24 protein-coding genes and 3 pseudogenes are annotated in these 22,232 nt (G+C 58.3%); 7 read left to right on the plus strand and 20 right to left on the minus strand.

All coding sequences use genetic code 11. From position 1 onward, the window contains the following. Nucleotides 1-42: 42 nt before the first annotated feature. The 4 genes from P6U16_RS25415 to P6U16_RS25430 form a co-directional block, all read right to left on the minus strand. Nucleotides 43-855: a carbohydrate ABC transporter permease gene (locus P6U16_RS25415; protein ID WP_277704197.1), complete on the minus strand. Its 813-nt coding sequence runs from the start codon at nucleotides 853-855 to the stop codon at nucleotides 43-45. Then, entirely contained in the window at nucleotides 855-1,724 is an 870-nt protein-coding gene (locus tag P6U16_RS25420) for a sugar ABC transporter permease (RefSeq protein ID WP_277704198.1), read from the minus strand. Before P6U16_RS25420 ends, P6U16_RS25415 begins: the two co-directional genes overlap by 1 nt. A gap of 65 nt (nucleotides 1,725-1,789) precedes the next feature. Beyond that, entirely contained in the window at nucleotides 1,790-2,968 is a 1,179-nt protein-coding gene (locus P6U16_RS25425) for a sugar ABC transporter substrate-binding protein (protein ID WP_277704824.1), read from the minus strand. 329 nt (nucleotides 2,969-3,297) lie between these two features. After that, nucleotides 3,298-4,383 (minus strand): winged helix-turn-helix transcriptional regulator, encoded by a 1,086-nt coding sequence (locus P6U16_RS25430; protein WP_277704199.1) that lies wholly within the window; start codon nucleotides 4,381-4,383, stop codon nucleotides 3,298-3,300. Between the two features lie 141 nt (nucleotides 4,384-4,524). Here P6U16_RS25430 and P6U16_RS25435 point away from each other — a divergent pair, with 141 nt between their 5' ends. After that, nucleotides 4,525-5,967, plus strand: coding sequence for a GDSL-type esterase/lipase family protein (locus tag P6U16_RS25435; protein ID WP_277704200.1), 1,443 nt, complete (start codon nucleotides 4,525-4,527; stop codon nucleotides 5,965-5,967). A 173-nt stretch (nucleotides 5,968-6,140) separates the two neighbouring features. Here P6U16_RS25435 and P6U16_RS25440 read toward each other — a convergent pair whose 3' ends face one another. The 11 genes and pseudogenes from P6U16_RS25440 to P6U16_RS25485 all read right to left on the minus strand — a co-directional run bounded on the left by P6U16_RS25440 (nucleotide 6,141) and on the right by P6U16_RS25485 (nucleotide 12,268). Beyond that, a complete protein-coding gene (locus tag P6U16_RS25440) occupies nucleotides 6,141-6,950 on the minus strand; it encodes an ATP-binding cassette domain-containing protein (protein ID WP_277704201.1) in 810 nt (269 codons plus the stop codon). Between the two features lie 24 nt (nucleotides 6,951-6,974). Further along, a complete protein-coding gene (locus tag P6U16_RS25445; protein ID WP_349017711.1) occupies nucleotides 6,975-7,517 on the minus strand; it encodes an ABC transporter permease subunit in 543 nt (180 codons plus the stop codon). Then, nucleotides 7,454-7,669, minus strand: a complete 216-nt coding sequence (locus P6U16_RS28580; RefSeq protein WP_349017712.1) for a hypothetical protein — start codon at nucleotides 7,667-7,669, stop codon at nucleotides 7,454-7,456. The genes P6U16_RS25445 and P6U16_RS28580 overlap by 64 nt, the downstream gene beginning before the upstream one ends. Beyond that, nucleotides 7,669-8,382, minus strand: a complete 714-nt coding sequence (locus P6U16_RS25450; protein ID WP_277704202.1) for an ABC transporter permease subunit — start codon at nucleotides 8,380-8,382, stop codon at nucleotides 7,669-7,671. The genes P6U16_RS28580 and P6U16_RS25450 overlap by 1 nt, the downstream gene beginning before the upstream one ends. After that, nucleotides 8,379-9,542: an FAD-dependent oxidoreductase gene (locus tag P6U16_RS25455; protein WP_277704203.1), complete on the minus strand. Its 1,164-nt coding sequence runs from the start codon at nucleotides 9,540-9,542 to the stop codon at nucleotides 8,379-8,381. Before P6U16_RS25455 ends, P6U16_RS25450 begins: the two co-directional genes overlap by 4 nt. Further along, a complete protein-coding gene (locus tag P6U16_RS25460; RefSeq protein ID WP_277704877.1) occupies nucleotides 9,535-9,708 on the minus strand; it encodes a hypothetical protein in 174 nt (57 codons plus the stop codon). Before P6U16_RS25460 ends, P6U16_RS25455 begins: the two co-directional genes overlap by 8 nt. A gap of 58 nt (nucleotides 9,709-9,766) precedes the next feature. Beyond that, nucleotides 9,767-9,880 (minus strand): annotated as a pseudogene (locus P6U16_RS25465) ((2Fe-2S)-binding protein); the annotation flags it as partial. A gap of 8 nt (nucleotides 9,881-9,888) precedes the next feature. Continuing rightward, the gene (locus P6U16_RS25470) at nucleotides 9,889-10,287 is read right to left on the minus strand and encodes a hypothetical protein (RefSeq protein ID WP_277704204.1); all 399 of its coding nucleotides are present in this window, start codon (nucleotides 10,285-10,287) and stop codon (nucleotides 9,889-9,891) included. After that, nucleotides 10,284-11,027, minus strand: coding sequence for an FAD/NAD(P)-binding oxidoreductase (locus P6U16_RS25475; protein ID WP_277704205.1), 744 nt, complete (start codon nucleotides 11,025-11,027; stop codon nucleotides 10,284-10,286). The genes P6U16_RS25470 and P6U16_RS25475 overlap by 4 nt, the downstream gene beginning before the upstream one ends. Beyond that, entirely contained in the window at nucleotides 11,024-11,329 is a 306-nt protein-coding gene (locus P6U16_RS25480; RefSeq protein ID WP_277704206.1) for a (2Fe-2S)-binding protein, read from the minus strand. The genes P6U16_RS25475 and P6U16_RS25480 overlap by 4 nt, the downstream gene beginning before the upstream one ends. 90 nt (nucleotides 11,330-11,419) lie before the next feature. Beyond that, nucleotides 11,420-12,268, minus strand: a complete 849-nt coding sequence (locus P6U16_RS25485; RefSeq protein ID WP_277704207.1) for a transporter substrate-binding domain-containing protein — start codon at nucleotides 12,266-12,268, stop codon at nucleotides 11,420-11,422. 141 nt (nucleotides 12,269-12,409) lie between these two features. Between P6U16_RS25485 and P6U16_RS25490 the strand changes: the two genes are divergently transcribed. Further along, complete coding sequence (locus P6U16_RS25490) at nucleotides 12,410-13,291, plus strand: LysR family transcriptional regulator (RefSeq protein ID WP_277704825.1); 882 nt, start codon at nucleotides 12,410-12,412, stop codon at nucleotides 13,289-13,291. Between the two features lie 105 nt (nucleotides 13,292-13,396). On the opposite strand, the gene P6U16_RS25495 is transcribed toward P6U16_RS25490, so the two are convergent. Together P6U16_RS25495 and P6U16_RS25500 are read right to left on the minus strand one after the other, a co-directional pair. Further along, nucleotides 13,397-13,633 (minus strand): hypothetical protein, encoded by a 237-nt coding sequence (locus P6U16_RS25495; protein ID WP_277704208.1) that lies wholly within the window; start codon nucleotides 13,631-13,633, stop codon nucleotides 13,397-13,399. A gap of 79 nt (nucleotides 13,634-13,712) precedes the next feature. After that, a complete protein-coding gene (locus tag P6U16_RS25500) occupies nucleotides 13,713-14,516 on the minus strand; it encodes a helix-turn-helix transcriptional regulator (protein ID WP_277704209.1) in 804 nt (267 codons plus the stop codon). A gap of 74 nt (nucleotides 14,517-14,590) precedes the next feature. Here P6U16_RS25500 and P6U16_RS25505 point away from each other — a divergent pair. Beyond that, nucleotides 14,591-15,531: pseudogene (locus P6U16_RS25505) on the plus strand (NmrA family NAD(P)-binding protein). A gap of 192 nt (nucleotides 15,532-15,723) precedes the next feature. Here the strand turns inward: P6U16_RS25505 and P6U16_RS25510 are convergent. The 3 genes and pseudogenes from P6U16_RS25510 to P6U16_RS25520 all read right to left on the minus strand — a co-directional run bounded on the left by P6U16_RS25510 (nucleotide 15,724) and on the right by P6U16_RS25520 (nucleotide 18,852). Further along, nucleotides 15,724-16,755 (minus strand): ankyrin repeat domain-containing protein, encoded by a 1,032-nt coding sequence (locus tag P6U16_RS25510; RefSeq protein ID WP_277704210.1) that lies wholly within the window; start codon nucleotides 16,753-16,755, stop codon nucleotides 15,724-15,726. A 21-nt stretch (nucleotides 16,756-16,776) separates the two neighbouring features. Further along, a complete protein-coding gene (locus P6U16_RS25515) occupies nucleotides 16,777-17,787 on the minus strand; it encodes an alpha/beta hydrolase (protein ID WP_277704211.1) in 1,011 nt (336 codons plus the stop codon). Nucleotides 17,788-17,818: 31 nt separating this feature from the next. Then, nucleotides 17,819-18,852: pseudogene (locus P6U16_RS25520) on the minus strand (NAD(P)-dependent oxidoreductase). 54 nt (nucleotides 18,853-18,906) lie between these two features. On the opposite strand from P6U16_RS25520, the gene P6U16_RS25525 reads away from it, so the two are divergent. The 4 genes from P6U16_RS25525 (at nucleotide 18,907) to P6U16_RS25540 (ending at nucleotide 22,215) form a co-directional block, all read left to right on the plus strand. Beyond that, the gene (locus P6U16_RS25525; RefSeq protein WP_277704212.1) at nucleotides 18,907-19,536 is read left to right on the plus strand and encodes a TetR/AcrR family transcriptional regulator; all 630 of its coding nucleotides are present in this window, start codon (nucleotides 18,907-18,909) and stop codon (nucleotides 19,534-19,536) included. 49 nt (nucleotides 19,537-19,585) lie between these two features. Further along, complete coding sequence (locus P6U16_RS25530) at nucleotides 19,586-20,320, plus strand: AraC family transcriptional regulator (protein WP_349017755.1); 735 nt, start codon at nucleotides 19,586-19,588, stop codon at nucleotides 20,318-20,320. 420 nt (nucleotides 20,321-20,740) lie between these two features. Next, nucleotides 20,741-21,199 carry a (2Fe-2S)-binding protein gene (locus P6U16_RS25535; protein WP_277704827.1) on the plus strand — a complete coding sequence of 153 codons (459 nt, stop codon included), beginning with the start codon at nucleotides 20,741-20,743 and terminating at the stop codon, nucleotides 21,197-21,199. Further along, a complete protein-coding gene (locus tag P6U16_RS25540) occupies nucleotides 21,199-22,215 on the plus strand; it encodes a xanthine dehydrogenase family protein subunit M (protein ID WP_277704214.1) in 1,017 nt (338 codons plus the stop codon). The genes P6U16_RS25535 and P6U16_RS25540 overlap by 1 nt, the downstream gene beginning before the upstream one ends. The last annotated feature ends 17 nt before the right edge of the window (nucleotides 22,216-22,232 follow it).

Genomic DNA, 22,232 nt, shown 5'->3' on the forward strand with positions numbered 1-22,232 from the left:
TCAGGTGTCCTTAATACTGTGATCGCCTTCTCAGACGGGTTTTCACCCCTTAACGCTCCCTGCTGCCATTCCTCTCACCACGGTTCCTTGGACGAGCGTTCCCAAGATCAACATCGGCAGCATGATAAGTGTTGCTGCTGCTGTAAGCGTACCCCATTCGATACCCTGGAAGGTCAAGAACGAAGTGATTGTAACCGGCAGCGTTTGCGTGTTCCGTCCGCTGAGGACCAGTGCGATGAAGAACTCGTTCCAAGTGAACAGCACACAGAGAATAAACGTAGCGACCAAACCACCCCGCACGACAGGAAGGATAAGGTGCCAGAATACACGCAATTCGCTTGCTCCGTCCATTAACCCTGCCTCGCGCATCTCCTTCGGCACTTCCTCAAAAAATGTTACGAGCAAGGAAATAGCAAAAGGAATGTTGATGAAGGCATAGATCGCGATCAACAGGCCATGGGAGTTGAGAAGCCCCAGACGCATAGATACATAGTAGGTCGGGATCACAAAGAGGATCGCTGGTGCGATGCGAAGAGACAGCACGAAACCTTCGATCGATTGGCGCCGGGCCGGGGTCTGCTGAACGATCCCGTAGGCAGCAAACGATGCGACGGCGATAGCCAGCACACTTGCGCTGATGGAGATAATCATGCTGTTGGCAAAGCCCTTCAGGAAGACTGGATTGGTCAGGACCTTGCCGTAATTTTCGAGAGTCGGTGAAAAGAGCCAAACTGGCGGCATAGCGAAGGCGTCGCGCAAGGTTTTCAGCGAGGTCGTCACCACCCAGTAAAGTGGGAACAACGTGACAAACAGGATCAGTGCGAGAACGAGAAAGAAAACGAGTTTCCTGAACATCAACGTATTCCTTTGGGCATGGCAAAGCGGGTGAGCACGAGAAGCGCTACATTCGTGACGATGGTCAGGAACAGGGCAATCGTCATGGCGTATGAAATATCAAAGTTGGTGAAAGCAACGGTGTAGCCGTAGAGATTCTGCGTTTCCGTCGAAAGCGCCGGTCCGCCCTTCGTCATAATGTAAAAGAGGTCGAAGGCTTTGACGCTGTCGATAGCGCGGATCAGCGCTGCTACCCCAAGTGTTCGGCGGAGCATCGGCAGAATGATATGCCAGATAACACGAATCTCGCTGGCGCCATCCATTCTCGCGGCCTCAACAAGATCCTTCGGAATAGTCTCAAGGGTTGCCATTGCCAGTAGAACGACAAAAGGTGTCCATTGCCAAATGTCCGCAATGAGGACGGCATAGAGCGCAACACTAGGATTGCCCAGCCAGTCAACCGGTGCAATACCGACTAGCGAAAGCCAGTAGTTGATCATCCCGGATTGTGCATTGAAAAGGAACCGCCAGGTCAGGCCGGCAATAACTGGTGTCATGATCATCGGCACTAGGATCACGGCTCGGACAATCTTCTTTCCGCGAAAATCCTGGTCGAGGAACATCGCAATCGCAATGCCGAGAACGACTTCGATAGAAGTCGCAAGCAGGACGAATAGTGCTGTCCTTCCGAGCGCTTGAACACCGCGCCAGTCTGTAGCGAGACGAACAAAATTGGAAAGACCGATGAACTGCGTCCCCTTCGTGCTCATCAGTGAAATATTGTGTAGGCAAAGCCAGATCGCATACAACAGCAGAGCAGCCGAGGTGGCGGCCAGAAAGCCGATAATAGGCCGATAGAAGTTGCGTGTGGGATTACGGGTGATATGCATGTGATGTCTCATTTCATCCGGGTACCCCGTCGCGCCTGGGAGGGTGCGCGACGGGGTGCGCAGTCCTATCTAGACAGGGCCGCGTTGTTCAGTTCGTTTGCTTCCTTCAGTGCATCGGCAGCCGTCGTCGTGCCAGCAAGCACCTTGGAGACGGCGATGCCGGCATTGTTCACAAGCTCATTGGCTTGCGGCACTGTTGGGATATACTGAGGATTGCCGTTGGCAAGCGAAGCAAGCATCGCCTCCTTGAAGGCGCCGTAGCGCTTGTTGAACGCTTCGCTATTCATTGCGGCTATCGACGTCACACCTGAATTCGGATCTGTCTCCAGGGAGTGAATCTGCTGCTGTTTAGAGGTTGCCCATGATACGAAGAGCCAGGCCGCCTCCTGCTGCTGGGAGTCCGAAGCAACATGGAGGTTGAACACAGCAAGAGAAGACGAGCCGCCCTTCGGCGTTGTTGTCTGCACCGGGACCGGCGCGTAGCCAATTTTTCCGGCAACCGTAGACACAGCGGGATCCTCGTTGAAAGCGCCGTTGACCGTAGCGTCAAGCGTCATGGCGGCTTTGCCCTGCTGGAATAGCAGTCGGTTTTCTTCCCAACCCATGTTTGCGACGCCGACAGGACCGTACTCTCGCAGCACATGCGCGAATGTCTCCAGCGCCTTTGTGGCCTCCGGCGTATCGAGTGCGGACTTGCCGTCAGCCGTCAGGAACGAGCCCCCCATACCCCAGAGGTAGGATGCCCAGATGTAGACGCCCTGGATGCCCTGCTGACCGCGCATGGTGATGCCGACGATTTCGCCGTTCGATTTTTCCTTCACAGTTTTTGCGGCCGTCTCAATCTCATCGAACGTCTTGGGCACTGCGATGCCGTACTGCTCGAACAGATCCTTGCGGTACATGAGGAACGAGCTCTCCCCGAAAAGTGGCAGCCCATAGAGCTTGCCCTCCACGACATTAGGCTTCAGGTAGGCCGGAACGAAGTCCGTCTTGTCGTAGAACTGACCGTACTTTGTAGCGATATCGTCAAGGGGAACTATGTACTTCGAGCCGACGAAGCCTTGAACATGAATCGAGCTTGCCTCAACGACGTCGTAGCGGCCGGAACCAGCCGAGAACTCCAGCATCATCTTGGGCACTGAATCGGCCTCTGGAACGACTTCGAGGTCAACATCGATACCTGTTGCTGCTGTGAAATCAGGTAGAGCCTTGCGAACGGCGTCTGTAGTGGGATGGCCGACCATCAGCACGGATAGCCGCTGGCCCGTGAATGGCTTTTCCTGGGCCACCGCAACGCCGGTTTGCGTCGTGACGGCAGCCAGGACAGCCACGCTGGTGAAAACTCTTCTTGAAATTGATCCCGCTTTGAACATGTCTTCTCCTCCATTTGATTGAGCCGCGGTCGAGCAAGCGTCGTCCTCAGACGAAATGCATTCCTCCCGACCATCCTCAAGCGCCATTTCTCCTGAACCAGTGGCGAATGTCAATAAGTAACTCACTCTGAATTAATCTATTGAGGCTAAATCTGCGCGAATGGGGAGGAATGGCGGTCGAAATCGGCGATGCGGGCCGGTTATGCCTCTGGATAATACCGGTCCAGCAACGGAAGGCAGGCGGCCCCCATCGCTATCGACTTGCGCGCCATCGATCCTTCTCGGGCCGCGATATCAGCGTTGCCGACGAAGTCTAACTGGGCAATTGCCGAGCGCAGCTTGGCCATGACCAGCCTCAGCATGTGGGCGGGCAAGGGGCCATCGACGATCACCGTCTGGCAGGGAATAAGGGCAGCGCAGTTTGCAATGGCACAGGCTATGCCTTCCGCAAGCTGGCCGATTGCATTCGCGTTGCCATTGTCGCCGATGGCAAGGTTTTTCAGTTGCACGGGCCGCGCCTTGCCGTTGGGGATAAGAAGCTTTCCGAGGTCGGGGCCCGTGTCGTCTCGAGAAAACCGGATGCGTCTGTCCTGAACCAGTCCGCCACCGACGGCACTATCCAGGAATACATAGAGGAAATCCGGAACGGTGGGCCCGATGCCGTAAATCAACTCAGCGCTGCACGCGGCCACAGCGTCGCTTGAGACGTTGATCGAAAGGTTCAAGGACCGTCCGACCTGATGGAAGGCGTTTTCGATTTCACTCCAGCGCCGCGCAGACCTGTCACCGGACAAGCCTCCACTGGCAACAGACACGCCAATTGCCTGGAACCGGCTACGATCGTCGATATCTAATTGCGCGCGGATGCGGTCCGCCTGATCGTAAACGTGCTTTACCACCTGCTCGAGGTCGTCAGTGGCAAGCTGTGCGGCGGTTTCCGAAATGACTTCACCGACGAAGTTGACATGCGCTGTGCGGACCTCATGTTTGTCCACATGCACGCCGAGGAAGGACGCGCCGGCGGGATCAAGGCTGAGCGGGACGTACGGCTGTCCTACCTTTCCCTTTACAGGCGATCCTGCGACGAGCAGGCCGGCTTCGATAAGGCTTCGGGTTATCACTGACGCGGTCTGGGCCGCGAGCCCCGAAAGTTCGGCAAGTTGCGCCTTTGATAGGGATCCATGCGCGCGAATGAGTGACAGGACGAGACGTTCGTTCACGGCGCGGAGGGCCACGTGATTGCTGCCGGGGCGAGCGATTTCGGCTGGCTTTGAGCCGCGAAGCACTGTTGTTCCTGGGATATGTCCGGTCAATGCTGACAGTTCCTCGTCGATATTCTATTTATAATTCACACTGTTTTATTTATTGACGTAGCACGACGTCAAGCTTACCCATAGGCGCATTCAAATCATTTGAGGAGAAAATTCGTGGGCAAACGCTGGATTGCATCGTGGAGTGCTGCGCCAATGAACGTGTGGGGTCCGGATGCGCCCCTGTCAGGGTTCTACGGGCAGACCGTTCGCGAAGTCGCACGCCTGAGTGTCGGTGGAACCGGTGTCGTCGTCCGCCTCACCAACGAGTATGGCAGCAATGCAATCAGTCTTGACGCAGTCAGTATCGCCTTCGCCTCCGAACATGGGGGTATCGAGCCGCTTACAAGCCGGCCGCTGACCTTCAACGGCAGCCGCGCAATGGTGATCCCACCAGGGTCCTCCGTCATCAGCGATCCACTCGACATGGAATTGCGGCCTTTCGCCCGGTTGTCCGTCAGCTATTATGGGGAGGGGTTCGTTCCGATTGAAACGCATCACTTGGAGGCGCAGCAGACTGCCTACATTTCTGTTCCCGGCGACTTTTCGTCGGCTGGGGAAATGATCATTCAACAGACGACGACGAGCCACTATCTGCTTTCCGACATTTACGTGGAGGCAGCTGCCAATACGCGCGCCGTTATTTGTTTCGGGGATTCCATCACGGATGGCTATGGCTCGACAATTGACGCAGACCGGCGTTGGCCAGATGTCTTTGCTGAACGTTTCTCAGGAGTCGATGGTTTAGGGGAGGTCGCGGTCATCAACCAAGGCATAGGCGGCAACCGTATGCTGCACAGCTGCCGCGGCAGCCGGGCGATACAGCGGTTCGACAGGGATGTCCTGCGTTATAACTGTGCCAGCCATCTTGTCATTCTGATTGGCATCAACGACATCGTCTGGCCGAACACGGTTCTCGCAGGGCCGCAAGAAGTGGTCAGCTCCGGGGAGATGATCGCTGCCTACCAGCAACTCGTCGCCCGCGCTCGGCTCTCGGGCCTGAAAACGATGCTTTGTACTCTTCTACCCTTTGAGGGTACGAACCCAGAGTTTCCTAAGGGTGGCTACTATACGACAGCGAAAGAGCGCATTCGCCAATCAGTGAATTATTATATTCGAAATGATAGCGATGCTGACACAATCATGGATTTCGATGCCTTGATGCGCGACCCTCACGTCCCACGCGGCTGCGTCCTGAATACGACAGTGGCGACCACATTCATCCGAACGATAGTGGCTACCGTGTCATGGCAGAAGCGATTGATATTTCATTTATGGATTAGGCAGGAGGCACTTTCTTGGCTGGTAGAGCTTGCTCTCCACGGAATTGTATCTGGTCCCGTGAGAGGTGGTTCGGTTCGTTTGAACAGTTTCGAGCGTTTGGCCAAGTGGATTTCTGCCTCGATTATGCTGCGACCTTCATCGGTGTCAGCGCGTCGAAGCAAGCCTACTCCGGGGCTGCCACGCTCGCGAGGCTGCTTGTATAGGGTCGCCATGGCACGGGAGCTATGGCACATTGACTGCAATAGCAATTTATGGCGACATTTCTTTTTGAACTAAATGCTTAAGTTCCATAAATAGGCGTTATCCCACGAAGTATGTCTTTTCAGACACTTAAGCTATCTGACCAACCTGTCGCCGGTTCGATTCCTATCAAGTCACTGGGTCTGGATTTGCCGCTCGCTGCGCGCGTTATCGCGGCGCCAAGTGCTCGATCCAGCCGTGTGCCTTGCTCAACCCTGGTTGAACCGCGCGATGAATTGGTCGAAGCGCTCGCTGACACCGCCTCGGAACAGCTCCTGCGGCAAGCCTTCAGCATTGATCCGGCCTTGTTCGAGAAAAACGATCCGGCTCGATACGTCTCGGGCAAAGGCCATTTCGTGGGTGACGATCAGCATCGTCCGTCCCTCAGCTGCCAGGTCGCGCATCACTTTGAGCACTTCGCCAACGAGTTCGGGATCGAGAGCGGATGTGGGCTCGTCGAAGAGAAGTACCCGCGGTTTCATGACCAAGGCGCGGGCAATGGCCGCTCTCTGCTGCTGCCCGCCGGACAGTTGGGCCGGGTATGCTTTTGCCCGGTCTATCAGGCCGACGCGCTTCAGCATCGCCTCGGCCTCGTCGCGCACCTGGCCGCGACTACGGCGTTGCACATGCACGGGCGCCTCCATCAGATTTTCGAGCACCGTCATATGGCTCCACAGGCAGAAGTTCTGAAACACCATCGCCACCTGCGTTCGCAGGCGGTCCACCTGGTTCCGGTCGCCGATACGAAGGTTGCTTCCGCTTGGTCGCAGATTGACCTTTTCGCCGAAGATTTGCAGCCTACCAGCCGAGGGAAGCTCCAGAAGGTTGAGGCAGCGCAGGAACGTCGACTTGCCTGAGCCGGATGCGCCAAGGATGGAAACGACTTCACCGTCATGGGCTCGGAAGTCGATGCCCTTCAGCACCTCGACTGTGCCGTAGCGCTTGTGGAGATCATTGACCGAAATGGCGGGAACTGCAGGGGTATTGTGGGCAACAACTGAGCGATTGACGGAAGCCATCAGGTTTCTCCGTAGGGTGCGCGGTCAGGCGCGACGATGGGCGTGGTGGGCATGCAGTTGGCGCTCGAAGAGCGCGAAGGCTGTGCTCATCAGGAAAGTCAGGGCCAGGTAGATGGCACCGGTGACGATGAAGATTTCAAACACGCGGTATGTCGAGGAAATCAGCTTGTGCGCGATACCGGTGAGCTCGGTCAGGGTGATGATGCTGGCCAGCGAGGTCGCCTTAATCATCAGGATTGCCTCGCTGCCGTAGACAGCCAGGCCCTGGCGCAGGGCGATGGGCCAGATAATGCGACGGCGCAGCAGAAAACCCGACATGCCGCAGGCACGTCCGGCTTCAATCTCGTGAGCCGGCACGGCCTGAACTGCACCGCGAATAATCTCGGCTGTATAGGCCGAGGTGTTGAGCGCCAAGGCCAGGATGGCGCACCAGTAGGGTTCGCGCAGGAAGGGCCAGAGGGCGGAATGGCGCAGCGGGGCAATCTGACCCAGGCCGTAGTAGATCAGGAAGATCTGCAGCAGGAGAGGGTGCCGCGAAACAGTTCGACGTGGGCCTTCGCGATCCACCGCAGCGGCGCGAATGCGCTGCTGGCAGCGCCGGCGACGAATACGGCGAGTACAAAGCCGATCGAGAGGGACAACGCCGCCAGTTGAAGCGTAAGCGGCAGGCCCGACAAGAGTTGATCGAGCACGTCCGTTAGAAAGGGCCAATCCAACATCAGCGTCTCCAGGGTTTGGCGAGATGGTTTTCCATCCGGCCCAGGACGGCGCCCGTCATGCGCCCGATGACCAGGAACATCGCAGCCGCAACGGCGTAGAACAGGAGGGGTTGGCGGGTTGACCCCGCAGCGGTGCCGGCCTGGCGCAACAGTTCCGTCAGCCCGATGACAGACAGGAGAGACGTTTCCTTGAGTGCCGACTGCCAGATGTTGCCCAGTGCAGGGAGCGCGAAACGCAGTGTCTGGGGGCCAATGATCCGGCGCAGTAGCAGGAATTTCGACATGCCGCAGGAGGCGCCTGCTTCGATCTGGCCGCGGTCCAGCCGAAGGTATGCGGATCGGTAGACTTCCGCCTGATAGGCGCCGGAGACGATACCAACTGCAAAGACGCCCATGACAAATGAAGGCAGAGAATAGAAACCGGGAAATCCCCCGGTGTTCAAGAGCGTCGTTAAGACGACGCTTCCCCCGAAATAGAACAAGTAGACCACCAGGATTTCCGGAACCCCGCGGAAAATGGTGGTGTAGGCCTGGCCGATCAGGCGCAGGACAGGCGAACGTGCAAGCTTGAGGGTCGCGCCGCCAATCCCGAAGACGCTTCCCAGAAGAAAGCCGCAGAGAGCGGCAGAGATCGTGATGCCTGCGGCCTGGAGCAGCGGCAGTCCCCACCCCTGTGGCCCGAATCCTAAGAGGTCGAACATACCCGGTGTCATGGGGAAACCTCATCTTTGCGCGGTGGTTGGGGCGGCAGGCGATCGACCGCGAAAGGCGCAAGCCTCGGATCTAAGTCTCCCGAGACAAGCGACTGCGCGACAGCCTCCCCCACGGCGGGTGCAAGCTGAAAACCGTGGCCGCAGAACCCGAACACATGCCAGAGACCGGCATGCCGGCGGCTTGGGCCGATGAACGGTATGCCGTCCGGGGTGGCGCCTTCGAGGCCGGTCCAGGTTCGTAGGACAGGCACGCCGGCCAGGACTGGAAAGGCTGCAACGGTAGCCGCTGCGCTCGATGCCATGCGATCCATGATGGTGAATGAGGTATCGCCGTCCAGGCAGGGCTTACCCAAGATGCCGCCGCCGATAACCAGCGAGCCGACCGCGCTCTGCTTGAACGAGAGCGGCTGGTCGATCCCGATCACAACGGGGGCGATGAACGGCTTTACACGCGCCGTCACCATCATAGAGAGCGCCGTGACCTTGATCGGGAGGGTTTCGCCCAGGCGCGCGGCGACGTCCGATCCCCAGGCGCCCGCGCAGTTGAGCGCCCAGTCCGCCTCGATCATCCCCGCATGCGTATCGGCCCGCCACCCGCCCCCAGGTTTGGGGGCGAGGTCGCGCATTGTGCATTGCTCGAGGATTCGCACACCGGCAGCCTCCGCAGCGTTGCGGAAGGCGCGAGCAGCATTGGCGGGGTTTGCATGTCCGTCACGCCGCGAAATCAGGCCTCCGAGTGCCGACCTGGCAAGACCTGGCAGGAGGCGATGGAGTTCGGCGGGCGCAATCAGCTCTTCGGAATGGACGCCCCGGCGGTGCATATCCTGAGACCGCGCTTCGCACCATTGCAGCTCGGCCGTATCCATCGCGAGCGCGATCTGTGACGTTCCGAGCCGGACCTCGCAGGCTTCGGCTGCGGCGTCTCCCACGAAGTCCGCAAGATTGGCCCACATGTCCATGGCGCGTAGTGACAGAGGATATTCGCGGACGTCGCGCATGAGGGAGCGAAGGCCGCCAGCGTTGACGCCCGAGGCATGCCGACCCGCTAGGTTCTTCTCAACGACGGTCACTTGCCAGCCGGCGCGGGCGAGGAACAGGGCGATTGAGCATCCCTGCAACCCGCCGCCAATGATGAGGACATCGTTGCCAGCCTTATGCATTGGCCTCATCTCCGACGACGGTTTGAGGTTTGTCGTCGAGCGATTCGATTTGTGCCAGATCCGGGTCCAGACCCGTCATGTTGGCCAGCGCGCCGAGGGGCAGGGGCGCACCGGAGGCCGTGCACGGAAGGGAGAGGAGGCGCCAGCTTGTCGGGATCTGCTTCAATGAGAAGCCGGGCGAGTATGGCCGCGCAGCTTCGGCCCTGACAGGCGCCCATGCCACAACGCAGGGTGCCACGGATCAGGTTCATGTCCCGGGCGCCGTCCCGGATCGTCGCGCGCAGCGCGCCTGCCGTAATCTCTTCGCAGCGACAGACGATGGTTGCGTCATCGGGCAATTGCGCGGTCAGGCCAGGCGGAAACGCAGCATCAAGGAAGGGCGCGCCGCCAGGGCGCGCTGTACGTCGATACCCGTCCGACCCGTGGCCGGCTTGCCGGCGGCTTGGCCCAGTTCGGCGAGAATGGCTCCAGCTGCATGGCGTCCGTGAGCGATCGCCGCGTCGGCGCCGCCGATCCGGCGCGCATCGCCCGTGACGCGGATCCTGCAAGGTCCCGTGGTCAGTGCAGGGCCGGGCGCCAGTTCGGCCCTGCCATCCGATGTTGTTTGGGGACGCCAACTTGCGTCGTCATGTTTCCATTCGAGGGCAAGCCCGGCGGCGTGCGCTAGATCCGTCGACGGCACGATACCGTCATGAACGACGAGGAGATCGCAGGGCAGGTCGATCGTTCTGCCAGGGAAAGTCATGCGGACCGACTCGATCCGGTTGAGACCCTTGCTTCAAGCCCGGAGATACCGGTCTGCATGGGAACACCAGCCAGGCGCAATCGGGCAAGCCAGCCCAGACCCTTGAGGAGCGCTGGAACGCCTGTCGGATGTAGCCTTTTGAGGGCGGTAAACTTGTCTTTCAGCCGATCTGTGCGTGCGATCAATGCCGGCCGCACGCCAAGGCGCCGCAGCTGATCGGCCAGCAGAAAGATCAGTGGTCCGGTTCCCGCCAAGACGATCCTGCCTTCGGGCTTGAGGCGCCCCGCCTTCAGCAATGTCTGAACCGCTCCGGCGGTCATCACGCCGGGTAGCGTCCACCCCGGAAACGGCGTCGGACGTTCCATCGCGCCGCTGGCGAGTATGACGTGCGGCGCGCGCGAATATCCGGCCGCATGGCCTTTCAGCCAGCCGACCGTACCGTCTGCACGCAAGTCCCAGACCGTGGTGTCCGGCCGAAAGTCGATACCGGGTGTGGTTCGGAACCGCTCGATCAGGGTAAGGCCGGCCTTGTAGGTCGGCCCGAGTGCGGACAGAAGGCTTTCCGTCTGAGGAATTGCCTGCATGTTGGCTTCAAGTGCGCGAAAGATCTGCCCGCCGGGCGCTGGCTGCATGTCAAGCACGATCACGCGATACCCGCCGCAGGCCAGTTCGATCGCGGAAGACATTCCGGCCGGGCCCGCTCCGATGATGATGGCGTCAGCGTCAGGCGCAAGCGTCATTGCAAATCCACTCCGGGAATGATCGCGGGTCCATTCTGGGTGCGAAGCTTCATGCCGGTTACGACCTGGCTCAGGCAGGCCTGACGGCTTCCGATGCCGTCGATCTCGATCAGACAGTCAAAGCAGTGTCCGATCATGCAATAGGGCAATCGTCTGGCACCACTGACCGGTGTCGTGCGGAAGTGGGTAACGCCAGCCCGCAACAGGCAGGCTGCGATGGTTTCACCGGCCCGCGCAGGGATGGGTCGGCCATCCAGATAAATATTGATCGTTACCTCGGCGGACCCGACGGGCTCAAACATGGCGTCACCTGTGCAATCGTTGAAGCATTTACTTCGACGCGTTTGTCGCGTGGCGGCAATCCCCTCCTGGGGAGGAGGGGATGACGTGCGCTATTCGTGGATCGAGATATCCACGCCGAACCACTTTTCAGTCAGGGCCTTGTTGGTCCCGTCCTTGTTGATGTCCGTGATGGCGGCATCGAAGGCCGCCCGTAGAGCTTCATCACCGGGTCGCAAGGCGACATTGGTTGTACCCAACCCGAGCACACCGCCAGCGAAGGTGGGGCCGGTAAAGACCAGCGTACCCGCCGGGCTGGCATCGATCACCGCTTTGAACGCCGTCACATTTGCTACAGCGAGGTCGAGGCGTCCGGCGGTCAGGTCCAGGCCGAGCTGTTCGAAAGAGGGATATTCCCGGATATCCATGCCCTTGAAATATTCGCCCACAAAGGTCGCCGCGGTGGAACCGGTCTGGACTCCGATAATCTTGCCGGAGAGTTTTTGCTTCATGGCTGCCAGAGCCGCCTCAGCCTCCTTCGGGGCTGTCGCAAGATCAAATGCCTGGCCCGGATCCGGAAGATCCTTGAGCGCATTGTCGCCGGAAGTCAGGAATCCATTGGGCGCCCGGGCGTAGGGCTTGGAGAAGCCGATGACTTTCTTGCGTTCTTCGGTGACACCCATGGATGCGATGATGGCGTCGTATTTGCCGACCGTCAGGCCCGGGATGATGCCGTTCCATTCCTGGGCGATGAGATCGCATTTGATCTTCATGCGCTCACAAAGGGCTTTCGTCAGTTCGATTTCATAGCCACCGAGGGACCCATCGGCATTGCTGAAATTCCATGGAGGATAGGCGCCCTCAGTCGCGACGGTGATGTGATCCGGCAGGTCCTGAGCGTTTGCCGCGCCCACAAGAAGGGGTGTCAGGGCAAGGGTAAGCAGTATACGGCGTCTGAGCATATCTTTGTTCCCTTTGTATCATTGGCTCGGGCTTTGCATAACCCGTGAGGCTAATATGACACTGCGTGGAGCATCTTGGGATACGGTATGTGATTGACCTCAGACTAAGTTGAACTTATGCATACGCGCATGCGTACAACGATGATCCCCTCGCTGAACTGGCTCCGCGTGTTCGAGGCGGCTGCGCGGCATCAGAGCTTTGCCCGCGCCGGAAAAGAGCTCCACATGTCCGCGGCTGCGGTCAGCCAGCAGGTTCTGGCGCTAGAGACGCATCTCGGACGCCCGTTGTTCGAACGCGCTGCGAACCGCATCAACCTGACTGCGGAAGGGAGCGACTTCCTCCCGACGGTTCAAGTGTCGCTGGGAGCGATCGAAAGCAAGGCGGAGTCGCTCTTCGCGCGGCAACGGATCGAACGGGTCACCCTGCTTGCAAGCCAGCTGATGGCGATGAGCTGGCTACCGCGCGTGCTCGCGGACTTCGAAGCAGCGAACCCTACGATCCGCATCGACCTGCTCGTGGAGGGCACGCAGCGCAAGGCCGATCCGGACCTGATGATCCGGTTCGGAGAGGAGCCACATCTCGTGCGACATCCGGCCTGGTTGATGGGCATGTCCCATGTCGTCATGTGCCGGAATGAGGATATAGCCCGCATCGGAAGTCTGAAGGATCTGCTATCATTTCGCCTCTATGACGTGGCATCTCATGCAATCGGCTGGGCAGCGCTTCTCAATCAAAATTTCGGACCGCAGCCAGGGCGACACCTCAAAATCGAAACCGTTGACACCACCCCATTGTCTTTAATGATGGTCAGTCAGGGCCTTGGTCTGGCGATCGGTCACCTTCCGGTATGCGGTCCGATTGCCGCTGCCCTCGGCCTCGTTGTTTGCCCGCTCATTCCGAAAACGCCTGGTCCTGGAAACTACTATCTTGAACAGCCCCGAGACCGGCCGCAGCGTGTTTCTGTTGGTCGTTTGGTACAAGCCCTTCAGGAGGCAGCACATTCATCGATGCGGATGACTTAAGTATGGAAAGCTCTGGTCGACGGATCGTATCCGTTCAAGAGCATACGGCTGACCTGGTCAACAGTGCCGAATATTTTCTTAATCGGCCGGGGAGGTTCAAAGCGATCATAAGGGCTGCAACTGCGCTTTCCAAAAACTAATCGCTTCGGGACCAAGGGCTTCATATTGACCAAAGAGTTGAATATCGCGGCGCGGAGTCTGAGCTCGCGTCGATTTGCCTGCTACCGTCACGGTGAAGCTTTTCGGTCCTACGCTTGCGAAGAACTCATGAGCTTCTCTGATCGGCGGGGTGAGGTCGAGCTCTTTTCGAGCTTTTACCTGAGCGGGACGACGCAAGTTCATCGTCCGTAGTCGGCCAGTTGTAGTCACGGCACGTGCCGCAAAGGCCGACCAGTGTTGCTAAATTTCGACCACTCGGAAATCATCTCGAAAAGTAGCGCGTCGGTGTCGTGCCTAAGGCCTTCTTGAACATGACGATAAAGGCGGTAACGGATTCATATCCCAAGTCACTCGAAACTCTCTGGACTGTCGCCCCGCTGGCTAGTTCGCGTAGCGCGATGACCAGATGCATTTGCCGCCGCCATCGGCCGAAGGTCAGTCCCGTTTCCTGGACCATCAGCCGCTTTAGGGAGCGCTCACTCATGGCAACGTGTGCTGCCCAATCGACCAGGGTGCGACGGTCTCCCGGCTCAGCCATCAGGGCAGCAGTGATCGCTGCGATTTTGGGATGGCTGGACGAAGGTAAGTCCAGGCCTTGTATCGGCATTTGCGCGAGTTCATCCAGCAAGACCCGCACCATACGGTTGATATGATCGTCCAAAGCAGAATTGACAGGTACATCGGCCAGTCGGAGAATCATCTGGCGGAGCATTGGCGACACAGCCAGAGTGCAGCACTTCTGTGGCAGCCTGGCCGCTTCGGGTTGAACGAACAGATAGGACAGGCGTGCGTTGGACGTGACCTGGTTGCTGTGGGGCACGCCGCCGGGTATCCAGACTCCGCAGTCTGGTGGGACAATCCAGATGCCATTTTCCGTCCTGCAGGTGACGGCGCCGTGCAGGGCCAAGATGAGCTGCCCTTCCTTGTGCTGGTGCTGGGGCACTTCAGCCTCATAGTCACTGAAGTCGAGGCGAACAGCGAAGGCCGGACGATCCGACTGGTCGAGATCGACGTCGTCGTAGCAGGAACGCAGCAGTTTTGCGGATAGGCCGGATTTAGAGATCATTTGGCATTATCTGCAAATTCGTGCGGACCGCAATAGTCTACCATCGGGCGATCAACAATCGAATGGAGACTGTCATGCGAATTTCCGTCGTCGGCGCAACGGGACGAATTGGCGCCAAGCTGACCCGGACCCTGCTGAGGGCCGGGCATCAGGTCAGAGCGTTGTCGAGAGGTGGCCCAGCGTTGGACGCACTGGTCGCGCTCGGAGCAGAGCCATTTCTGGGAAGCTTTGACACAGGAGCGGGAGACCTTGACCAATTTTTCCAGGGTGCAGATGCCGCTTTCCTGATGGTGAAGACCGATTGGAACAACATCGAGGGACACTACCCTGCTGTTGCCCAGCGCTTCGTCGATGCGCTCGAAAAATCCCCGTGAAACTGGCCGTAAGCCTGACGGCCATGGGTTCGGGCGTGAAGGGGACAACCGGTCATTTCGAGTCCTTCCACCGTCTGGACGAAAAGCTCAACGAACTCGGCCGTATCGATCTGGTCCACCTACGCGCCGCGTGGTTCATGGAAAACGTGGCGGCGTGGACGGGGCCGGTTGCCAAATACGGTCGAATTGCCTGGTTCTGCAAACCTGATTTGAAGATGCCCTGGGTGGCGACCGATGACATCGCATGGCTGGCAGCGAAGGAACTGATCAATCCGACGGGCAGACACCGCGTCTATCGCGAAGTAGGCTCTGAAGATGTCTCGATGAACGAACTGGCCGCGATCATTGGCAAGGAGATCGGCAGGCCGGTGGAGTACCGATATATCGAGACGACCCGCAAAGACGTGGAAGCTGAATTTCTGGCGCGGTTCGGGACGCTGGCGAAATGGCAGGACGACACCCAGAGTGCCGACGCTTTGAACAATGGCGTCGTAAGGTTCGATGGGGAGCACGAGGATCGTCCGAAATTGCCCACGACGATGGAGGCGTTCATTAGTGACGTTTGGAAGCCGCGTTACCTGGAGGCGGTCAGAGCGGGAGACGAACGCGAGACGTTTTCCATGTGGACCGCCAGGGACTAGCTGGATGTCAGGCTGGTTTTTTGAATCCCCCAGCAATCTCGAAACCTTACTGGATGCTACCGCAAATTGTTAGTTTGCGGTAGCTATATGACCGCGATGCGCAGCATGGCCATCAAACCGAGATCGCACCACGGCGCTACGGATCAGTCTTCATCTTCGATAGCAGCGCCCGTATAAGCTCAACGAGTTAAGTCAGAGGACTTCTGGTTGGGATCCAGCCTGCTGACTGTCGCTGCTCAGGATTTTAACGATCCGGTCATAGCCGTAGAGAGTAGCGAGGCTTAACGGTGTCAGGCCCGAATGAGTTTTCAAATCACGGCGAGCACCGGCGCGTACCAGGGACGCTACGGCATCCACGTATCCATGCCACACAGCATCGTGCAAAGCCGTCAGACCATTATAAGGACCCTGCGCATCAAGCTCAACCTGTGTGTCCCCCTGCTTTGTTGATGAGGTCAGAATATCGATGTGATCCGCCTTTCCGAAATAGGCAGCATCGTGAAGTGGTGAACCGCGCATGAGGCCGATCGTACGGCGAGGATCTGCTCCAGCATCCAGCAATACACGCACGATTTCGGCATGACCTTCGCGAACTGCGAGACCGAGAGGCGTGTAGTCGTCATCGAATGTTCCGGTTATCGGCACCCGAACCTCAAAATCAGCGCCATCTGCGATCAGCCGTTTCACCTCCTCAATATTTCCGGCCTTGACGGATGAGACGATCGACAAGCTGGCAATGTGCTTTGCATCTGCCTCATCTCGTTCCTCAATCAGCGCTGCGATTGCTTTCAGGTCGTCATACTTGGCAATTTCGAGCGCGGTCTGTTGCCAGTAATTCCGTATGGTGGTCCGAGCGCGCCGCGACAGCAAAACCCGCACAACAGCTTCGTGCTTGTGAAGCACGGCATCCATCAATGCGGTATTGCCAAGAACTGGCGATTGCTGATCGATGAAGGCTCCGTGGTCGAGCAGAATCCCGATCACGTCGGCGCTGCCGGACTGTGCCGCCTTGTGGATTGCCGTTGCTCCCATTCGAGGTTCCACCGCCAACACGTCCGCCCCGGCAGTAAGCAGCAAAGCAACAGCTTGTGCCTGCCCAAGCGCAGACGCGATCATCAACGGCGTGAGACCATCGGGGCCTCTGGCATTAACATCTGCCCCGGCGTCGATAGCTTCTTTGACCGAAGCAAGATCGCCTGTACGAAGTGCGTGAGAAAGTATCATGGTCTTATGGTCCTTGATTGGTCAGACAGTTGCTGAAACGGTGGCATTCAGGCCGTTCAGGAATTTGATGATTTCGAAATTCACGCGTTCGCGGGCCTCATGATGCGGCCAGTGGCCTACACCTTCCAGGCGCACGACATCGACGAGCCCGGGCGCTGTCTCGCGCATCTCTTCCACGGTCGGTGGGACCGGGTGGAACAGTCGGCACAACCCGTCTGCATCGCCCCAAATATAAAGCGATGGCTGCTTGATAAGCACATTTTTGTAGGCAGCGAGATGCTCAAACGTCGCCTGCACGCCACGGTACTGGTTCAACCCTCCTCGGAATCCCGTTCGCTGGAACGTTTCGATGTTGTGCTTCACATAGGCTGGGTCGGCCCAGCTCGGCAGCACCTCAGGGGCAGGTCGAAACATATTCCGTTTTGCGTCGATGGGATCCCACCCGGTTCCTTCGGCGGGCTCGCCCGAGAGCCAATAAAGTGCACTGGGAATTGTCTTGCTCGCATCACGGATCCGGTCATCCGTCTCCGGCTTCATCATGTCGAAAGCATAATAGAGATCGCCGAGACCGCGACTGCGTAGCAAGTCCCATGTACTCAACTCACCACGCGGCAGGAACGGAATACTGAGCGTTATGATCCCGTTGAAGCGATCTGGTCGCATGACCATTGCCCGTTGTCCGTGGTCCGCACCCCAATCATGCGATACAATCGTTGCGGTGGACACCTGCAATGCATCAAGGATGCCAATCAGATCGCCAACAATTAAGGCTCCGCTGTAAAGTGCTGGATCGTCCGGGGAATAGCTGTCGCCAAAACCCCGCATGTCGAGCGCGATCGCGCGGTACCCGTTTTCCGCGACAACTTGCATCTGGCGACGCCACGTTTCCACAGTGTCTGGAAAACCGTGCAAGAAAAGCACGACTGGACCACGGCCTTGTTCAACGACATGGAAAGAGGCACCGTTGGCCTCAATTTGCGAATGGTATACGGGATGATCCGCGGCAGCTGATACTTCATGAGGGTGACTCATTTTCTGCTCCAGGTTATGCTTGATCCGAGCCTTACGGCGCGTGTTGGATCGGCTCCAATTCAATGACTTCACCACCTGAGGCGCGAAGCCGCTCAAAGTATGTGGAGTGGTCGATGAGCTGGGCTGGGAAGTAGAGACCCGGTCGAGGCTTATCGCCTGCGAGACCAGCCAGGCGTTCAAGAACGAGCGCGACACCCAAACCCGTTAGGGGCATCTGCCCACCGGGGTGAACGATCGCGTGACGTTTCCGAAGCGGCTGCCCGGCCTGATCCAGGCCCGAAAGGTTGATACTGATTTCAGTCGATACCGGTCCGCCATTCCGGCGGGTGGAGCTCATTCCAATGGCCAAGTCGAACCGAATATCAGGAGCGCCGGTTGCGTTTGCCAGCAACAAGACGTCGTTTGGCGAAAACACGTTCGCGTCCAACTCGGTGCCGTCGATTGCACGAACCCTGGACTTGGTTTCGTCGTCACGGCACCACCGCCATGCGCCAGCCCTTCTCATAAGAGCGGCAGCACCCGCATACATCTGGCGCTCAAGGTCCGCATTGGCGGCAGGTCCGAACGCATCCTGTTCGTCGAGCACTGCCTCGATGTGAATTTTTCCAGACGACCAAATTCTTGGGCGAACAAGAGTGACGGTACGCTTGTCGCACCAACGAGCCACTCAGTACCTAGGACGACGGGCGCGGCGGCAGGTTTTTGCATGAATGTCGCAGTTTCCAGGCCCAGCTCGCTGATGCTTGGTGAGATGTTGATGTGCCCGGCGCCCTTTTCCTGGGCCCAGCGGAGAGCTGCCCCCGTTTCATCGGAAAAGAGCGTTGCGACCGCCGAGACACGTTGCTCGCCTAGCCCCAGGTCAGGAGCAGCGAGATCTACCGCCACCGCAGACGCGCCGTCGACAGCTGCCGCTGCTCGTATCGCGCGTTGTTCGTCCCGACCGCCAATGAGGATGGGTACATCACGATGTTGGTCACGCAAGAACCGTGTAGCCCAGCGCCCGACCTCACCGGCCCCACCGATAATCAGTATTGGGTCTTGCAGACTTCCAGAAGCTTGTAACATTGCGATACCCATGCTTTACTAATTCCTACACATAGTAGGTTACTAAAAGTAGGTATGCAAGTGGAAAATCCAAAAGCCGCCGTCGGTAACAGGACTACAGGCCGACTTTCGAAGCCCGAGCGGCGTCAGCAGCTCCTCGAGACGGCGCGCCTGATCGTGCGGGAGGACGGTGCTGATCGGCTGACACTAGGTCACCTGGCAGTGCGTGCGGGCGTTTCCAAACCTGTGACCTACGAGCATTTCGAGACTAGAACGGGTCTGTTAATTGAACTCTATCGTTGGATCGACACCGAACGCATTACCGCGTTCCGCACACTTATGGCTCAAGAAAATCGTCCGGCGAAAGAGACTATTTCGGCTTTGGCTAAAACCTATCTGGCCTGCGGAACCGACCAAGGTGACGAATTTCATGCTGTCGGCGCGGCGCTTGCTGGAAGCGAGGAAAAAGCTGCCGTGTACAAAGAGTTAGTCGAGGCGGTGATCGAGATGTTCGTGGCAGTTCTACGGCCTCACTCAAACTTTCGGCTAGAAAGGCTGGCATTGACCTGCGCGGCATTGGTTGCGGCAGGAGACGCGTTGACAAGCGCTGTTACACGGAGGAGCTGCTCCGCTTCTGAGGCAGAGGAAGTGTTTTCGAATCTCATTGGAGCTGTGGCGCAGGGTAACCCTCAAACTAGGCTTTGATAGCGCGCCCGACGCATTCGTCCTTTACCTGCCGTCCCCCAACGCGTCGGTGGTAGATGCCGGGAAACTACGCCTCCCGACTACGGGAGCAACAGGTTTTGTGGAGGATCTCGCGCGCTTCGACGAGCTAACTCCTGATGAACATTCCAGCTATATCGGCCTGTCCTTCGAAAGGGCGGCGATGGTGCAGCAAGTGAGTGAACTGCTGGAGTGGCCTGTCACAACGGATCTCGAATTCGATCGTATTGTCGATCTGACTTCCGAGAAAGGGTTGCGGTTGGCGGCGCTCGGCCATCTTGTTTGGAGTTGCCTCAATCTTTCTGAAGCAGATCGACTGCCACCGGCCGCTATCGACCGGCTGTTTCAGGCGACGATGATCGCACTTCTGGAGGTTGCTCCTAACAGCTACATGCGGCGGCTCGAACGGTCGCTCTCGCCGGCTGTCCCGTGGCAGGTGAAAAGAGCGATCGAGTACATGCACTCTAACCTGGCGCAATCCATGACAGTTGGTCTGATCGCAGCCGAGACGGGTACAAACGTCAGAGCATTGCAGGCGGCCTTCCAGCGCTTCAAAGGCATTACGCCTTTGGGCTATCTCAGAACGATCCGCCTTGAAGCTGCCCGCAGAACTCTCGTAGGTGATGGCGGCTCACGATCAATTTCCGATGCGGCGCGCAATGTAGGTTCACCCATATGGGGCGGTTCGCCACCGTCTATTTTCAAGCCTTCGGCGAAACGCCCTCGGAAACGCTCCAGATGCGCCGAGTGTCCAATCGGTGGGTAGGTGAAGGTGGCCAAGATTGTTGCTCGTGAAATCCACGATGCGCTCGATTGTTAAAATCCGCTGAGGACGGTCCTCGATCGGAAAGTCCGAAGGGCAGCCGAGATGCGCACCGACCCGTCCTGTATGGCGCCTCGCAAGTTAGAGCAGTTCCTCAGTCAAAGGTTGGAACTTAAGGGGCCGCCGCCGGTTAACTTGCGGCAAAGAAATATCAGGTCGTCAAACAGGCGCTGCTCTCATCGCGTGGTTTTTAAGAGGGCACCGCATGTCTCCATCTCCGCACTCCGGACTTGCCGACCTCACGAGGGATCTCTCATGACTGGCACCGCTTCCCCCGCAATTCATATCTCAGGAGCCGCTGCACTGCAGGACGAGACACGATCGCCTGTGCCAAGTACCCAACGCGAAGGCCTGACGGTGTCGATGCTTATCAACGGGCAGCCCTATCAGTTCAATATCGATAGCCGGACCTCCCTTCTTGACCTGCTCCGCGACCATGCTGGCCTTACGGGCACGAAGAAGGGCTGTGATCATGGTCAATGTGGCGCGTGCACGGTTCTGACGGATGGTCGGCGGACCCTGTCATGCATGAGTTTTGCAGCGATGAACGACGGCTGGGAAATTACCACCATTGAAGGTCTCTCTTCAGCCGACGGAGACCTCCATCCAATGCAACAGGCCTTCATCGATCACGATGCTTTTCAGTGCGGCTATTGCACGCCCGGACAGATCTTGTCCGCTGTCGCCTGCGTCGAGGAGGGGCATGCTGAAAGCGATGCGGACATCCGCGAATATATGAGCGGCAATCTGTGTCGATGCGCCGCCTATCCGAACATCGTGGCCGCAGTGAAGCAAGCCCGCAATGAGATGGAGAAGGCCTGATGCTTCCGTTCGACTATGAGAGAGCGAGCACCGTAAGAGAGGCGCTTGCCGCCTGCGCAGGTTCCTCTGAGATGCCGCCGACCGGCGCGCCGTCCCAGTTCATAGCTGGCGGCACGAATATGTCCGACTATATGCGGCTCGGCGTGACCCGTCCGTCGCATCTCATGGATATCAATCTAATCCAGGACGCCTCTCTCCGCACGATCGAGATTGGTAGCCTGGAGATTCGGCTTGGTGCGCTGGTGCGTATGAGCGAGGTGGAGGATCATCAGGAGATCAGCCGGCGATGTCCGATGCTGCCCGAAAGCTTGAAGGTTGCGGCCAGCCGCCAGATTCGCAATATGGCGACACTCGCTGGCAATGTCCTGCAGCGGACCCGTTGCGAATATTTCCGCGAGATCTCGTGGCCCTGCAACAAGCGCAACCCCGGCTCTGGCTGCTCAGCGATGGACGGGTTCAATCGCCAACATGCGGTGCTTGGCGTCAGTGATGCCTGTATCGCCACGTATCACGGCGATTTCGCACAGGCGCTTATCGCGTTGGACGCAACGGTCGAAATCGCGGGGCAGGGTGCGAACCGCCGCATAAGATTTGCCGAACTGCATCTTCAGCCGGGTGACAATCCGGAGGTGGAAACGGTGCTGCGTCCCGACGAGATGATCACCGCCATCGTGATCAGTGTTCCAGGTTGGGCCGCGAGATCGAAATACCTAAAGATCCGCGATCGGGAGTCCTACGCTTTTGCCTTGGCTTCCACGGCGGTCGCTCTCGATCTGGACGGAGACATAGTGCGTGATGTCCGTATCGGCCTTGGCGGGGTAGCGTCCGTGCCGTGGCGGGCGGTACCGGCCGAAGACGTGCTGCGCGGTAAGATTTTCTCTGAGGATCTGGCAAGCAAAGCGGCTGATGCTGCGTTTGCCAATGCGAAACCGCGTGAGCACAATGCATTCAAGGTGGCTCTCGGCAAACAGACACTTGTGCGTGCCTTGATGGAAGTCCGGGAGATGAAGCTATGACGACAAGTGAAGCCGCG

The sequence above is a fragment of the Rhizobium sp. 32-5/1 genome, assembly GCF_029537235.1.
Classification (GTDB): domain Bacteria; phylum Pseudomonadota; class Alphaproteobacteria; order Rhizobiales; family Rhizobiaceae; genus Pararhizobium.

Coding starts and splice junctions, on each gene's coding strand:
- P6U16_RS25455 (WP_277704203.1), bottom strand. CDS start 9,542: ATGCATAAGGCTGGCAACGATGTCCTCATCATTGGCGGCGGGTTGCAG.
- P6U16_RS25485 (WP_277704207.1), bottom strand. CDS start 12,268: ATGCTCAGACGCCGTATACTGCTTACCCTTGCCCTGACACCCCTTCTT.
- P6U16_RS25490 (WP_277704825.1), top strand. CDS start 12,410: ATGATCCCCTCGCTGAACTGGCTCCGCGTGTTCGAGGCGGCTGCGCGG.
- P6U16_RS25500 (WP_277704209.1), bottom strand. CDS start 14,516: ATGATCTCTAAATCCGGCCTATCCGCAAAACTGCTGCGTTCCTGCTAC.
- P6U16_RS25470 (WP_277704204.1), bottom strand. CDS start 10,287: ATGACTTTCCCTGGCAGAACGATCGACCTGCCCTGCGATCTCCTCGTC.
- P6U16_RS25510 (WP_277704210.1), bottom strand. CDS start 16,755: ATGATACTTTCTCACGCACTTCGTACAGGCGATCTTGCTTCGGTCAAA.
- P6U16_RS25495 (WP_277704208.1), bottom strand. CDS start 13,633: ATGAACTTGCGTCGTCCCGCTCAGGTAAAAGCTCGAAAAGAGCTCGAC.
- P6U16_RS25420 (WP_277704198.1), bottom strand. CDS start 1,724: ATGCATATCACCCGTAATCCCACACGCAACTTCTATCGGCCTATTATC.
- P6U16_RS25450 (WP_277704202.1), bottom strand. CDS start 8,382: ATGACACCGGGTATGTTCGACCTCTTAGGATTCGGGCCACAGGGGTGG.
- P6U16_RS25415 (WP_277704197.1), bottom strand. CDS start 855: ATGTTCAGGAAACTCGTTTTCTTTCTCGTTCTCGCACTGATCCTGTTT.
- P6U16_RS25480 (WP_277704206.1), bottom strand. CDS start 11,329: ATGTTTGAGCCCGTCGGGTCCGCCGAGGTAACGATCAATATTTATCTG.
- P6U16_RS25525 (WP_277704212.1), top strand. CDS start 18,907: ATGCAAGTGGAAAATCCAAAAGCCGCCGTCGGTAACAGGACTACAGGC.
- P6U16_RS25515 (WP_277704211.1), bottom strand. CDS start 17,787: ATGAGTCACCCTCATGAAGTATCAGCTGCCGCGGATCATCCCGTATAC.
- P6U16_RS25540 (WP_277704214.1), top strand. CDS start 21,199: ATGCTTCCGTTCGACTATGAGAGAGCGAGCACCGTAAGAGAGGCGCTT.
- P6U16_RS25425 (WP_277704824.1), bottom strand. CDS start 2,968: ATGGTCGGCCATCCCACTACAGACGCCGTTCGCAAGGCTCTACCTGAT.
- P6U16_RS25535 (WP_277704827.1), top strand. CDS start 20,741: ATGCTTATCAACGGGCAGCCCTATCAGTTCAATATCGATAGCCGGACC.
- P6U16_RS28580 (WP_349017712.1), bottom strand. CDS start 7,669: ATGTTGGATTGGCCCTTTCTAACGGACGTGCTCGATCAACTCTTGTCG.
- P6U16_RS25440 (WP_277704201.1), bottom strand. CDS start 6,950: ATGGCTTCCGTCAATCGCTCAGTTGTTGCCCACAATACCCCTGCAGTT.
- P6U16_RS25475 (WP_277704205.1), bottom strand. CDS start 11,027: ATGACGCTTGCGCCTGACGCTGACGCCATCATCATCGGAGCGGGCCCG.